Source organism: Streptomyces sp. NPDC039609, assembly GCF_055596705.1.
The window spans coordinates 827,249-839,598 of sequence record NZ_JBVIUJ010000001.1; the positions used below are offsets into that span (position 1 = coordinate 827,249).

A 12,350-nucleotide genomic window follows, 5' to 3' on the forward strand; every position below is an offset into this window, starting at 1 on the left:
GGGGAGACATACGTTCCCCGGACCTGAATCGGTCCGGGGAACGTACGTCTGCGGGGTGTGCGGCCGGTCCGGGTCAGTTCACGAAGACCGGGGCGCCGGCCTGCGTGGTGTCCTGGACGGGGCCGTACTTCGCCGAGAAGTAGCCGTTGGCCGGGCAGGTACCCGGGCCACTGGCCTTGGTGAACAACTGGTTCGTGAAGGTGAGCGAGTTGTCGGTGTTGGAGGGGGACGCGGTCAGTCCGGTGGCCCGATAGATGCAGGTCGTCACGCCCAGGACGGTGTTGATCTTCAGCGTGGTCTGGATCGGCCCGGTGCTGCCCGCGCTCACCGTGAGACTGCCGCCGGAGGTCACGGACGTGGTGTACGGCAGGTTGTTGACCGTGATGCTCTGCACACCGGTCGCCCCGAAGATGTTGGTCGTACAGCTGCTCAGAGTGTGGGAGTTGAGCGTCTCGGTGGCGGTACCGGGCGCCGCGGGGTTGCTGGTGACGGTGGCCGAGAAGGCCGAGGCGTTGCAGGTGATGCCGGTGCTGCCGCCCAAGGCGGTGGCGATCTTGGCGGTCGTGCCGGAGGACAGCGACGCGGCGACGACATCGCCGACGGCGACGGCGGGTCCGCTCGCGCTGCCGGTCGTCAGCACACTGCCGGCGGCGGTGGCCGCAGAGGTGGCCGCCAGGACGGCGGCGACGGCGGCACCGGCGGTTGCTAACAGGGCTCGCTTGTTCATGGTGGGGGTTCCTTTCGATCCTGCGGTGAGGGTGGTGGGGCTCGGCTCTGCCCCGGGGGATGCCGGACAGCGCCGAGCACGGCTCCCAGCGGCGTCCGCCGGGGGTTCGGCGGGCGTGGGCGGCGGGGGGCGTGGGGAAGGGGGCTGGGGGAAGAGGAGCGAGAGAAGGAACGGTGCGGCCGGGCAGCGTGGGGTGCGGCACGGCGGAGAACGCCGATCGAGGGGGAACACGGCTCGTACGGGCGTGCAAGCGGTACGCGATCACCACCGGGCCGATCCGGCGCCACGGATCGGCGGAGCGGTGTCGCGGGGCACGGTGGAGCGTGATACACGGAGGAGCGGGATACGCCGTGCGGTGTGTGGTGGTGGAGACGATCCCGTCCCGCGGAGCTCCTCCACCGGACACACGAGAGGAAAACCCATCAGGGTTGTAAACCTGCCGAGTATGTGACGTCAACAGCCCTGGGAGATGTGGCCGATGAAGAGCGCTCGCCCGACCGAGGAGAGACCGATCCTGCCGGGAGCCCGCACGGGCCGCGAACCGGAACGCTCCCTGCGCCCGGGACCGCGGCGGCTGACGCCCGAACAGGTCGCGTCGCGGCAGCGGGAGCGGCTGCTCGACGGTGTCGCCCGAACCGTCGCGGCGAACGGGTACGGCGGTGCCCGGATCAGCGACATCTGTGCTGCCGCGGGGGTGACCCGTCCGGTGTTCTACGCCCTGTTCACAGGCAAGGAGGACGCCGTGCTGGCCGCGTACCGCGGCGGTACGCAGGTGGTGGTGGGGGCCATGCAGGAGGCTTACGACACGGCGGGCGGCGGAGCGCAGTGGCCGACGGCCGTACGGGCCGGGCTGCGGGTGATGCTGACACTCCTCGGGCAGACGCCCGCCTTCGCGAGAATGGTGGTCGAGATCGAGTCCACGGGGCCGGCCGGGCGACGGACCCGTGCCGAACTTCTGGCCAGTTTCCGGCGGTTCTTCGTGGACGCACCCCCCGCTCCGCCCGGTGTGGAGAGGGAGGAGCTGGTGGCGACCGTCGTCGGGGCCGTGCACGCGGCGGTCCACCGCGCGGTCGACGAGGACCGGACCGGGGAGCTTCCGCGGCTCCTCGACATCCTGGTGCATGTCGTCGTGTCACCGTTCACGAGCCCCTGAGGCCCCACCGGCACCATCGGTCTGCATCGCCAACACCCGCTATTCGCACAGTAGTTGACTCGGGAGTAATGTCGGGCGTACGGTCCGAGAGGTTCCCTGCGGCATGCCGCCTCGGCACGAGTCCGAGGAAGACCCAGGCAGGTGGGGGAACCGTCCGCGCCAGGACATCGCCGCCACAGGTCTGTTTCCTCACTCATGTCAGGAGCACCTCATGGCTCTGTCCGAAGACCCCACGGGCACCACCTCCCCCTTATCCCCGGCCGACGGCTCCGAGCGCCGTGGCAGAGTGCGCTTCCGGCGCGCGGCCCTGATGGGCGCACCCGCGTTCGCGATCGCCTCCACCCTCGTCGTCCTCACCGCGCAGGGCGCGCTCGCCGCCCAGTTCGCCATCTCCGGCATGCCGTTCACCGTGACGGCCGACACCCTGCAGGGCACCGGCTTCGGTCAGTTCGGGGGCCTGGACAACATGCCCGAGGGCAGCCCCAACGCCGGCGACACCGGCGGGCAGGTGCTGGTCATCATCACCGCCATCCGAGAGGCGGAGCTCACCAACCTCTGCCAGAGCGTGGAGCTCGGCGGCACCTTCCTGCACATCACTGCGGGCAACAAGGGCACACCGGTGAAGGCGTCGGGGCTGACCACGGACTCCACCGAGATCTCCGGCAAGGTCGCCGCGTTCGACAACATCGAGATCGGCGGGGACGCCAGCACCTTCGACAAACCCCCGGTCAAGGGGCCGCTCGGAGTCTTCGGCCAGCAGGCGGACACCGTCACCATCAAGAATGTACGCCAGACCAACTACGCCACCACCGCGACCCGGTTCACCCTGCCCGACCTGCACATGAGCTTCAGCTCGAAGGGCTGCTGACCATGGCGGCCGGGTCGGATACCACCGTCGAACCCGCGGACACCGGCCCGCCCGCCCCGAGCGGGCGGCACCCCTGGCGGACGTTCCGCCGATGGCGCCACCGCCGCCCCTTCGGGGCGGGCCTCGCCATCGCCCTGGGCGGCGCCGAGATCCTGCTCACCCAGCAGGCGAGCATCTCCGTCGTCCTCACGGCGGGCGCGGACAGTCTCGTCGGCTACGTACTGCCGGTGATCATGATCCTGTGCGGCGCACTCATCGTCCTCAACCCACGTCAGCGGCTGTTCTACTCGATCGTCGCGGTCCTGGCCTCGCTGGCGACCTGGGTCACGTCGAACCTGGGCGGCTTCTTCGTCGGCATGCTCCTCGGCCTCCTCGGCAGCTCACTCGCCTTCGGCTGGCTCCCCGACCAGCCGAGGCGCCGATGGCGCCGCGCGGGCACGCCCCGGGAGAAGCAGGCGTGACACCCTGACCGATACCTGACCCACGCACCCGCCGGGCGCCGGCTCCACAGAGCCGGCGCCCGGCAGCACGGTCGGCCACCGTCCCTGTCCTCCCGTCGGCCCACGGGGGCGATGTCGGTGGGGCATGCGACGATCCAGGCGTGATCGTCTCGCTTGATTCCTTGGTGCCCACTGCCGATACGCATCTCTCGACGACCTATGCCGACTGGGTCGCCCCACACGACCCGGACGCGGCCGTGACCGCCCGTGACCTGATCGACGACATGGGCTCCGAACGCAACCGGTCCTGGACCAAGCCCGGTCGGTTCGTCGACTCGATGGCCGCACACGCGCGGCGGCTGCCGCCGGCCCACCTGCCGTGGTTCTGGGACACCGTGGGCCACCGGCTGATCGGCTACGGCAGCAGGCCGGGCGTACGCGGCGGCGCGGGCGGCGGAGGCGCAGCACGGGTTGCCATGTGTCGACCAGGGGCGGGAGATGATGCGCCAGCACCACAACGCGCCGTCCGTCATCGGCTGGATCGTCTTCGACGAGGGCTGGGGCGAGTGGAACCGCGAGGAGACCGGCCGTATCGCCGAGTCCGTGAAGCAGGCCGACCCCTCCCGTGTCGTCAACGCCCACAGCGGTGTCAACTGCTGTAACTCCAAGGGTGATTCGGGCAAGGGCGACATCATCGACCACCACGACTACAACAACACCGACCCGGCCTTCCCCGATACGAAACGGGCCGCGATGGACGGTGAGCACGGCGGCTTCACCCTGCGCACCCCCGGCCACATGTGGCCTGGCGCCCCGACGGTGATCTACAGCGGTGTCGCCGACAAGGAGGCACTGACTCGCACGTACGTCGAGAACACCGAGAAGTACTACCTGGAGGCCGCCGGCGCCGAACTCTCCGGTTCGTCTGCACCCAGATCTCCGACCTGGAGAACGAGCTCAACGGCCTCTACACGTACGACCGTCGGGACATCAAGATCGACCCGGTGCGGGTACGGGAGATCAACCTGAAGGTCATCGCGGCGGGCGCCGCCGCCGGCGAGCGCGACCAGCTGAAGGGCGGCGGATCCTGGGCACTCGACGAGGGCGCAGGCACCACGGCACGGGACGCGGGCCCAACGCCAAGCCCCTGAAGCTCACCGAGGGCACCACCTGGACCGCCGGGGTGAGCGGCAGCGCCCTGACGTTCGACGGCCAGGGTCGGTACGCCCAGACCGACGGCCCCGTGCTCGACACCACCACGAGCTACTCCGTCTCCGCCTGGGCGACGCTCGACTCCCTTCCCGGCAACTACGCCACCGTGGTCAGCCAGGACGGACGGCGCCAGGAGAACCCCTTCTACCTGCAGTACGGGCAGGGCGCCTTCGCCTTCAGCACGCCCGGCGGCAACCGCGCCCGCTACGTCACCACCCCCGAACCGGGCCGCTGGTACCACCTCGTCGGCGTCCGTGACGCCGCGAAGAACGAGATCAGGCTCTACGTCGACGGCGCTCTCGTGGCGACCGCCATCCCCGGACCGGCGGACGTGAGCACCGGACCGTTCTCCGTGGGCCGCGCTCGGTGGAACGGCGGGAACGTCGACTTCTGGAACGGTTCGGTCGACCAGGTCCACGCCTACGACAGGGCCCTCACCACCCAGGAGGTGGCCGCATTCAACGCCCAGGAGAAGCCGTAGTACCGAGCGGCGCGGCCGGAGGGCCGTGCCGCTCGATCCGTCGCTGCCCGGCGCACGCCCCGCGCGTGTGCCGGGGGAGCGCATGCCGGTGCGGTGGCTCCGCGTGTGTGCCGCCCCGTCGCGAGCGAGCCTCGCGACGGGGCGGTTGCCGCGAGTGTGCTTGGTATGGACCTGACAAGCATCTCCCGCTAGCGTGGTCGTGACGCTCGCTGAGAGCGCTCTCAGATGGTTCCGACTTCCCTCACCAGGAGGCTCCGTGAGACGCACATCCGCCCTCCGCGCCGCCGTCGCGGCCCTGTTGCTGACCGTCGGACTCGGCGGTGCCCACTCCGGAACCGCGAGCGCCGCCCCCGCGGCCGATCCGCCCACGGTGTCGTCCGGACTCCTCGATGCCATGCAGCGGGACCTCGGTCTGACGAAGTACCAGGCCGAGAAGCGGTTACGGGCCGAGCAGGCGGCGACGCGCGTGGAGAGCGACGCACGCCGCATTACGGGCCGCTCCTACGGCGGAGCATGGTTCGAGGCGACCACGGGACGACTCGTCGTCGCCCTCACCGACCGGAACGAGGAGGCCGACGTCCGCGCGCTGGGCGTCGACACACGCCTCGTACGCCACAGCGCCGCCACGCTCGACCGCGCCAAGTCCCGCCTGGACGCGCTCGCCGCTCCCGCCGGCGTCGCCGGCTGGCACGTCGACCCGAGGTCCAACAGCGTCGTCCTCACGGTGATCCGGGCTGCCCGCGCCGAGCCCGCCGTGCGCGCCTTCGTCGCACGAGCGCGCACGACGGGCCCCGTCACCGTCGTCGAGACGGCGAACGCTCCGCAGACCTACGCCGCGGGCACCGTGGGCGGCGATCCGTACTACACCGGCAACGTCCGCTGTTCCATCGGCTTCTCCGTGCACGGTGGATTCGTCACCGCCGGGCACTGCGGGCGGGCCGGCGCCGCCGTACGCGGCTGGGACGGCTCCGCCATGGGCACCTTCCAGGGCTCCTCGTTCCCCGGCGACGACTACGCGTACGTCAGCATCCACAGCGGCTGGTGGACGGTGCCCGTGGTGCTCGGCTGGGGGACCGTACCGGACCGGCTCGTCCGCGGGTCCGCGGAGGCTCCCATCGGCGCGTCGATCTGCCGCTCGGGCTCCACGACCCGCTGGCACTGCGGAACCGTCCTGGCCAAGAACGAGACCGTCAATTACAGCCAGGGCGCCGTGCACCAGATGACGAAGACGAGCGTGTGCGCGGAAGGAGGCGACTCCGGCGGGTCCTTCATCAGCGGCGACCAGGCCCAGGGGGTCACCTCCGGCGGCTGGGGCAACTGCTCCTCCGGCGGTGAGACGTGGTTCCAGCCCGTCAACGAGATCCTCGGACGTTACGGCCTGACCCTCCACACCGCCTGATCGGCCGGTCGACGACGCCCGGTCCGCGCGGACGCACGCGCGCAGGCTCGGGGCGGGGGAGTACGCAGGTGGTCGCGGACCGTCCGGGGTCCGGGCGGTCAGCGACGGCCGAGCGTGCTCTCCCGCTCCACCGCTCGAAGTCCGCCTGCACACGTCGGGGCACGTACTCCTTGTCCAGGAGACCGGCGAGGACGGCCTCGACGGCGGCCCGTGCGATGGCCGGCTTGTCGGGCGAGACGGACGTGAGGGTCACCGCGCCGTAGCGCCCTTCGACGACGGCGTCGAACCCCACCACGGCGACGTCCTCCGGCACGCGTAGTCCACGCTCGGACAGTACCCGCATGGCGCCGATGGCGATCAGGTCGTTGTACGCGAACACGGCGTCAGGGCGCCGCCCCGAGTCGAGGAGATATGCCATGGCGCGCGCCCCGTCGGCGTGCCCCCAGCCCTCCGTGGTCGCCACCAGGCCCTCGTCGTGGGGCAGACCCGAGGCGTCGAGCTCCTCACGCCACCCCCGCAGCCGCAGCAAGGGCGGGACGGCTCTGCTGCCCGCGCCGTGCCCCCAGGAACGCCAGGTCCCGGCGGCCCAGGTCGATCAGATGCCGCACGGCGACCCGAGCGGCGGCGACGATCCAGGACATCACCACCGAGGGCTCCTATCTGGAGGACCTCGGCCGTCCGGAGGCCGCCCGTGCCAAGCAGGAGGCCGACATCGCCGAGGCCGTCGCCCGCCGTGCGGCCGAGCAGGCCCGGTTGAAGGCCGAGGAGGAGATCGCGATCGCTCAGCGGACTCTCTACCTGAAGCAGGCCGAGATCAAGGCCCAGACCGATGAGGCCGCCGCTCAGGCGAACGCCGCCGGTCCGCTCGCCGAGGCCGACCGTCAGCAGCAGATCCTCGCCGAGCAGGAGAAGGTCGCCGAGCGTCAGGCGGCCCTGACCGACCGTCAGCTCGACACCCAGGTCCGCAAGCCCGCCGACGCCGCCCGCTACCAGGCCGAGCAGGAGGCAGAAGCCCGCCGGATCGCCCTGGTCAAGGAGGCCGAGGCCGACGCCCAGCGCTCCCGCCTGACCGGTGAGGGCGAGAAGGCCCACCGCGCCGCACTCGCCGACGCCGTACGCATCGAGGGCGAGGCGCAGGCCGCCGCGATCGCCGCCAAGGGCTCCGCGGAGGCGGAGGCGATGCGGAAGAAGGCCGACGCGTTCGCGCAGTACGGCGACGCGGCCGTCCTGCAGATGCTCGTCGAGATCCTGCCCCAGGTCGTCGCCAAGGCGTCCGAACCCCTGTCCGCCGTCGACAGGATGACCGTCATCTCCACCGACGGCGCCAGCCAGCTGACCCGTACCGTCACCGACAACGTCACCCAGGGCATGGAACTCCTCTCCTCCACCACCGGCATCGACCTCGCCGCCCTCCTCCAAGGCATCACACGGCCCAAGCCGGCACCGGACACCACAACGGCCACACCGACCGACAACGGAGCCGTCGAGATCACCGACCACTGAGGCGTCCTGGGAGGGGAGGCATGACTCCCCTCCCTCTCAGCCACGATCGTCCACCACAGCCACGATCGTCCGCGGCCGCGGTGTCCGAAGGGGAGTCATGTCCGTAGTGCCGCCGACCGAGTGGCCACAGTCCGGTGAGCACATGCTCGTGTGTGGGGACGACGCACTCGCGCACCGCATCGCGGCGGAGCTCGCCGATGTCTACCGGCAGAGCGTCTCCTTGATCGTGCCCCCGGCCCGGGGTCTGGAAGGCGCGACAAGCTCGCCCGCGGGCGTACGAGAGGTGAACGCCTCCGCACCCGGCGAGCAGACCCTCAGGGAGGTCGGTGTCGGCCGGGCCGCGGCCCTCGCTCTGCTCTACGAGGACGACGAGATCAACATGCGGGCCGCGTTCCTCGCCCGGCCCGGGCGCGTGAGCGCGGCGGGGCGGACACGGGTGCTACATCCACGTCGTGGACGCGGGTGCGGACAGGGTGAGCGGGCCCGGCCCGGTGTCGTCGGCGGGCGGGGCCGGGGAAGCGCTCCAGATCATGGTGAGAAGGAGAGCCAGCACCGCGATGACGGCCAGGACGATCGCCACGACCACGCGGCGATCCCGCTTCGGGCGTACGTCCTCACCGCCTGACTCCGGTTCAGGCTCTTGAGGAACCCGCTGCTCCAACGTTCCGAACAGCGATGCCAGGCGGGGGTCCTCGCGTATGAGACCCTGCTCGATCTCCGAGAGGATCTGTCGGTCGTCTGCATGAGGACTCATAGCGGCCCCCTCCGGGTCGGCACACGAGCCGCGTCCTCTTCCATTGTGAACGCCAAGTCCCGATCCGGCAGCCCAGTGCCCGGCACCCTCGCTCACGTGGGACGCTCGCTCACGCGCGCTCCGCCGCGCCGCGTTCGTCCGCGCCGTCCACGATCTGCGACGCCCCGGGCATGGGGACGGTTTCCCTGGTGGTGAGCGCGGCCGGGGACGGGCCCCGGCCGCGGGTGAGGCGGGTGGCGATCGGCTCGGCGTAGCGGGCGGTGAGCGGTCCGATCACGACGAGGACCAGGACGTACGCGGTGGCGAAAGGGCCCAGCTCGGGCTGTACGCCGGCGGTGACGGCGAGGCCTGCGATGACGATGGAGAACTCTCCGCGCGCCACGAGGGTGCCGCCCGCCCGCCAGCGCCCCTTCGCTCCGATGCCGGCGCGCCGGGCGGCCCAGTAACCCGTGGCGATCTTGGTCAGGGCGGTGACGACGGCGAGGACGAACGCCGGGAGGATCACCGGCGGGATGCTGGCCGGGTCGGTGTGCAGGCCGAAGAAGACGAAGAAGACCGCCGCGAACAGGTCCCGCAGGGGGCTGAGCAGGGCGTGGGCCCCTTCGGCGACCTCACCGGACAGGGCGATGCCGACGAGGAACGCCCCCACCGCCGCCGAGACCTGGAGCTGCTGCGCGATGCCCGCGACCAGCAGGGTGAGTCCGAGAACCACCAGGAGCAGCTTCTCCGGGTCGTCGCTGGACACGAAGCGGGAGATCACCCTGCCGTAACGGACCGCGACGAAGAGCACCAGGCCCGCCACGCCGAGCGCGATCGCCAGGGTCGCGCTGCCGGCCGCGAGGCTCACCCCCGCGAGCAGCGCCGTGATGATGGGCAGGTACACGGCCATCGCGAGGTCCTCGAGCACCAGGATGCTCAGGATCACGGGCGTCTCACGGTTGCCGAGCCGCCCGAGGTCGCCCAGGACCTTCGCGATGACGCCGGACGACGAGATCCAGGTGACGCCGCCCAGTACGACGGCGGCCACCGGGCCCCATCCCAGCAGCAGTGCCGCCGCCGCGCCGGGCAGCGCGTTGAGCGCGAAGTCGACCAGCCCGGCCGGGTATTGGGTCTTCAGATTGGAGACGAGATCGCTCGCCGTGTACTCCAGGCCCAGCATGAGGAGCAGCAGGATCACACCGATCTCGGCGCCGATCGCGACGAACTCCTCGCTCGCCCCCAGCGGCAGCAGACCACCTTCGCCGAAGGCGAGTCCGGCCAGCAGATACAGCGGTATCGGTGAGAACTGGAAGCGGCCGGCGAATCGTCCCAACAGGCCGAGAGCGAGGATGATCGCGCCGAATTCGATCAGGAAGATCGCGGAATGCACGCGATCACTCCTGTCCGAGTATCAGGGCGGCGGCGTCGACACCCTCGCGGGTGCCGATGACGATGAGGGTGTCCCCGCCGGCGAGCCGGAAGTCCGGCGTCGGGGAGGGGATCGCACCGGACCGGCGCAGTACGGCGACGATGGATGCTCCCGTCTCGGTACGCATCCGCATCTCGCCGAGCATCCTTCCGTTCCAGTGGGACTGCGCGGACAGCTCGATGCGCTCCGCGACCAGTCCCAGATCGGTCGTGTGCAGCACGTTCGGACTGTGGTGGGCGGGCATCAGCGCGTCGATCAGCGAGGCCGTCTCCGCCTCGGTCAGATGGAGCGACTGGGCACATGCGTCGGGGTCGTCGGCCCGGTAGACGTTCACCGACCGGGTGCCGTCGCGGTGCGCGATGACCGACAGATGGCGGTGCTCACGCGTGGTGAGGTCGTATTGGACACCGATGCCGGGCAAGGGTGTCGTTCTCATCCGCGGAGCAGGCACAGGCCCGTCCCTTCTGCTCGTCACAACCAGGGTTCCGCCACGGGGGAGCGACGCTTCCGTCGCCCCGTGGCCCCGACATGGTGCCATCCGCGCCGAGGTGCGGGACATGGGTGTCGGTACGGATGGACATGACCCTGGGACACTGGTCAGGATGGAGCGGGGACATGGGCCCCGCCGCAGGTCACCGGGTGCCTGCGGGACGAAGAACATGCGCAAGGGGCCGGGCGGACGACGCGCCGGCCGGGAGAGGCAGGACCGTGTCGCTGTACTGGCGGATCTTCCTGCTGAACGCCGCTGTCCTCGTTGTCGCGGTGCTCCTGCTGCTGGGCCCGGTCACCGTCTCCACCCCTGTGCTCTTCGGTGAGGCCGTCGTCCTCGTGGCCGGGCTGGTCGCGATGCTCATCGTCAACGCATTCCTGCTCCGGGTCGGCCTCGCACCGTTCCAGCGGCTCACCCGGGCGATGCTGACCGCCGACCTCCTCAAGCCCGGCCGACGCACCGAGGTGACGGGCCATGGCGAGATGGTCGAGCTGACCCGCACGTTCAACACGATGCTCGACCGCCTCGAAGCCGAACGAGCCACCAGCAGCGCCCGTGTCCTGTCGGCACAGGAGGCGGAACGCCAGCGCATCGCGCAGGAGCTCCACGACGAGGTCGGCCAGACCCTGACCGCCGTACTCCTTCAGCTGAAGCACTCCGCCGACCACGCGCCGGACGCGCTCCGGGACGAACTGCGGCAGGCGCAGGAGACCACCCGCGGGAGCCTCGACGAGATCCGGCGCATCGCGCGCCGCCTGCGGCCCGGAGTTCTGGAGGAGCTGGGACTGCTCAGCGCGCTCAGGTCCCTGGCCACCGAGTTCTCCACCCGCGGAGTGACCGTACGGCCCCACATCGACGCCGGCCTCCCGAGGCTCGACCAGGAGACCGAGCTCGTCCTCTACCGCGTCGCCCAGGAAGGGCTCACCAACACCGCGCGTCACTCGGGCGCGAGCCGCGTCGATCTGCACCTGAGCGCTCTGCCCCAAGGCGGAGTACGGCTGCGGGTCCGGGACGACGGCCGGGGGATCGGACGGGTGGCCGAAGGAGCCGGCATCCGAGGGATGCGCGAGCGCGCCCTGCTCATCGGCGCGGATCTGACGATCGGTCCCGGCGAGGGCGGAGGGACCGAGGTCCGCCTGGACGCCACGGGCGGAGCGAAGGGGAGGACAGCATGACCACGGCGGGCTCCACCCGCATCCTGCTGGCGGACGACCACGCGCTGGTGCGCGGCGGTGTGCGTCTCATCCTGGACGCCGAGCCCGACCTCACCGTCGTCGCCGAAGCCGCGGACGGAGCCGAGGCGGTCGCCCTCGCCCGGACCGAGCAGATCGATCTGGCCGTCCTCGACATCTCCATGCCCCGGCAGACGGGCCTCCAGGCGGCCCGCGAACTCAGCCGTCTCCAGCCGCAGGTGAGGATCCTGATCCTCACGATGTACGACAACGAGCAGTACTTCTTCGAAGCGCTCAAGGCCGGCGCGAGCGGTTACGTGCTCAAGTCCGTCGCCGACCGCGATCTCGTCGAGGCGTGCCGGGCCGCGATGCGCGACGAACCCTTCATCTACCCGGGCGCGGAGACGGCCCTGATCCGCAAGTACCTGGACCGGGCCGAGCAGGGCAGACCGCTGCCCGACAAGGCCATCACGGACCGGGAGGAGGAGATCCTCAAACTCGTCGCCGAGGGACACACCTCGAAGGAGATCGGCGACCTGCTCTTCATCAGCGCCAAGACGGTCGAACGACACCGTGCCAACCTGCTCCAGAAGCTGGGGTTGCGCGACCGACTGGAACTCACCCGCTACGCCATACGCGTCGGACTGATCGAACCGTAGACGGGTTCGGATCCGGAGTGGTGCCGCGCGGGGCTTCGCGCCCTGCGCGGCACCACCCGCCGGTGGGCCCAGGACCGGCTGGGC

General features: G+C 70.8%; 10 protein-coding genes and 3 pseudogenes. 8 read left to right on the forward strand and 5 right to left on the reverse strand.

The window, feature by feature from the left end; genetic code table 11:
- Positions 1-73 precede the first annotated feature (73 nt).
- On the reverse strand, positions 74-727 hold the full coding sequence (locus ACZ561_RS03675) for a Tat pathway signal sequence domain protein (protein WP_470989190.1): 654 nt from the start codon (positions 725-727) through the stop codon (positions 74-76).
- 478 nt (positions 728-1,205) lie between these two features.
- On the opposite strand from ACZ561_RS03675, the gene ACZ561_RS03680 reads away from it, so the two are divergent.
- The 5 genes and pseudogenes from ACZ561_RS03680 (at position 1,206) to ACZ561_RS03700 (ending at position 6,280) form a co-directional block, all read left to right on the forward strand.
- A complete protein-coding gene (locus tag ACZ561_RS03680; protein WP_470989192.1) occupies positions 1,206-1,880 on the forward strand; it encodes a TetR/AcrR family transcriptional regulator in 675 nt (224 codons plus the stop codon).
- Positions 1,881-2,091: 211 nt separating this feature from the next.
- Positions 2,092-2,748: a DUF6230 family protein gene (locus ACZ561_RS03685; RefSeq protein ID WP_470989194.1), complete on the forward strand. Its 657-nt coding sequence runs from the start codon at positions 2,092-2,094 to the stop codon at positions 2,746-2,748.
- Between the two features lie 2 nt (positions 2,749-2,750).
- Positions 2,751-3,209 (forward strand): DUF6114 domain-containing protein, encoded by a 459-nt coding sequence (locus ACZ561_RS03690; RefSeq protein ID WP_470989196.1) that lies wholly within the window; start codon positions 2,751-2,753, stop codon positions 3,207-3,209.
- 459 nt (positions 3,210-3,668) lie between these two features.
- Positions 3,669-4,881, forward strand: a pseudogene (locus ACZ561_RS03695) (LamG domain-containing protein); the annotation flags it as partial.
- Between the two features lie 256 nt (positions 4,882-5,137).
- Positions 5,138-6,280: a S1 family peptidase gene (locus tag ACZ561_RS03700; protein WP_470989199.1), complete on the forward strand. Its 1,143-nt coding sequence runs from the start codon at positions 5,138-5,140 to the stop codon at positions 6,278-6,280.
- Positions 6,281-6,378: 98 nt separating this feature from the next.
- On the opposite strand, the pseudogene ACZ561_RS03705 reads toward ACZ561_RS03700, so the two are convergent.
- A pseudogene (locus tag ACZ561_RS03705) lies at positions 6,379-6,909 on the reverse strand (substrate-binding domain-containing protein); the annotation flags it as partial.
- Between ACZ561_RS03705 and ACZ561_RS03710 the strand changes: the two are divergent.
- Positions 6,902-7,783, forward strand: a pseudogene (locus tag ACZ561_RS03710) (flotillin domain-containing protein); the annotation flags it as partial. The pseudogenes ACZ561_RS03705 and ACZ561_RS03710 sit on opposite strands and share 8 nt — an antisense overlap.
- Positions 7,784-8,222: 439 nt before the next feature.
- On the opposite strand, the gene ACZ561_RS03715 reads toward ACZ561_RS03710, so the two are convergent.
- The 3 genes from ACZ561_RS03715 to ACZ561_RS03725 all read right to left on the reverse strand — a co-directional run bounded on the left by ACZ561_RS03715 (position 8,223) and on the right by ACZ561_RS03725 (position 10,396).
- Complete coding sequence (locus ACZ561_RS03715) at positions 8,223-8,537, reverse strand: DUF3040 domain-containing protein (protein ID WP_470989202.1); 315 nt, start codon at positions 8,535-8,537, stop codon at positions 8,223-8,225.
- A 109-nt stretch (positions 8,538-8,646) separates the two neighbouring features.
- The gene (locus ACZ561_RS03720) at positions 8,647-9,906 is read right to left on the reverse strand and encodes a cation:proton antiporter (RefSeq protein WP_470989205.1); all 1,260 of its coding nucleotides are present in this window, start codon (positions 9,904-9,906) and stop codon (positions 8,647-8,649) included.
- Between the two features lie 4 nt (positions 9,907-9,910).
- On the reverse strand, positions 9,911-10,396 hold the full coding sequence (locus ACZ561_RS03725) for a cation:proton antiporter regulatory subunit (protein WP_470989208.1): 486 nt from the start codon (positions 10,394-10,396) through the stop codon (positions 9,911-9,913).
- A gap of 257 nt (positions 10,397-10,653) precedes the next feature.
- Between ACZ561_RS03725 and ACZ561_RS03730 the strand changes: the two genes are divergently transcribed.
- Both ACZ561_RS03730 and ACZ561_RS03735 read left to right on the forward strand, forming a co-directional pair.
- On the forward strand, positions 10,654-11,610 hold the full coding sequence (locus ACZ561_RS03730; protein ID WP_470989211.1) for a sensor histidine kinase: 957 nt from the start codon (positions 10,654-10,656) through the stop codon (positions 11,608-11,610).
- On the forward strand, positions 11,607-12,266 hold the full coding sequence (locus ACZ561_RS03735; RefSeq protein ID WP_470989214.1) for a response regulator transcription factor: 660 nt from the start codon (positions 11,607-11,609) through the stop codon (positions 12,264-12,266). Before ACZ561_RS03730 ends, ACZ561_RS03735 begins: the two co-directional genes overlap by 4 nt.
- The last annotated feature ends 84 nt before the right edge of the window (positions 12,267-12,350 follow it).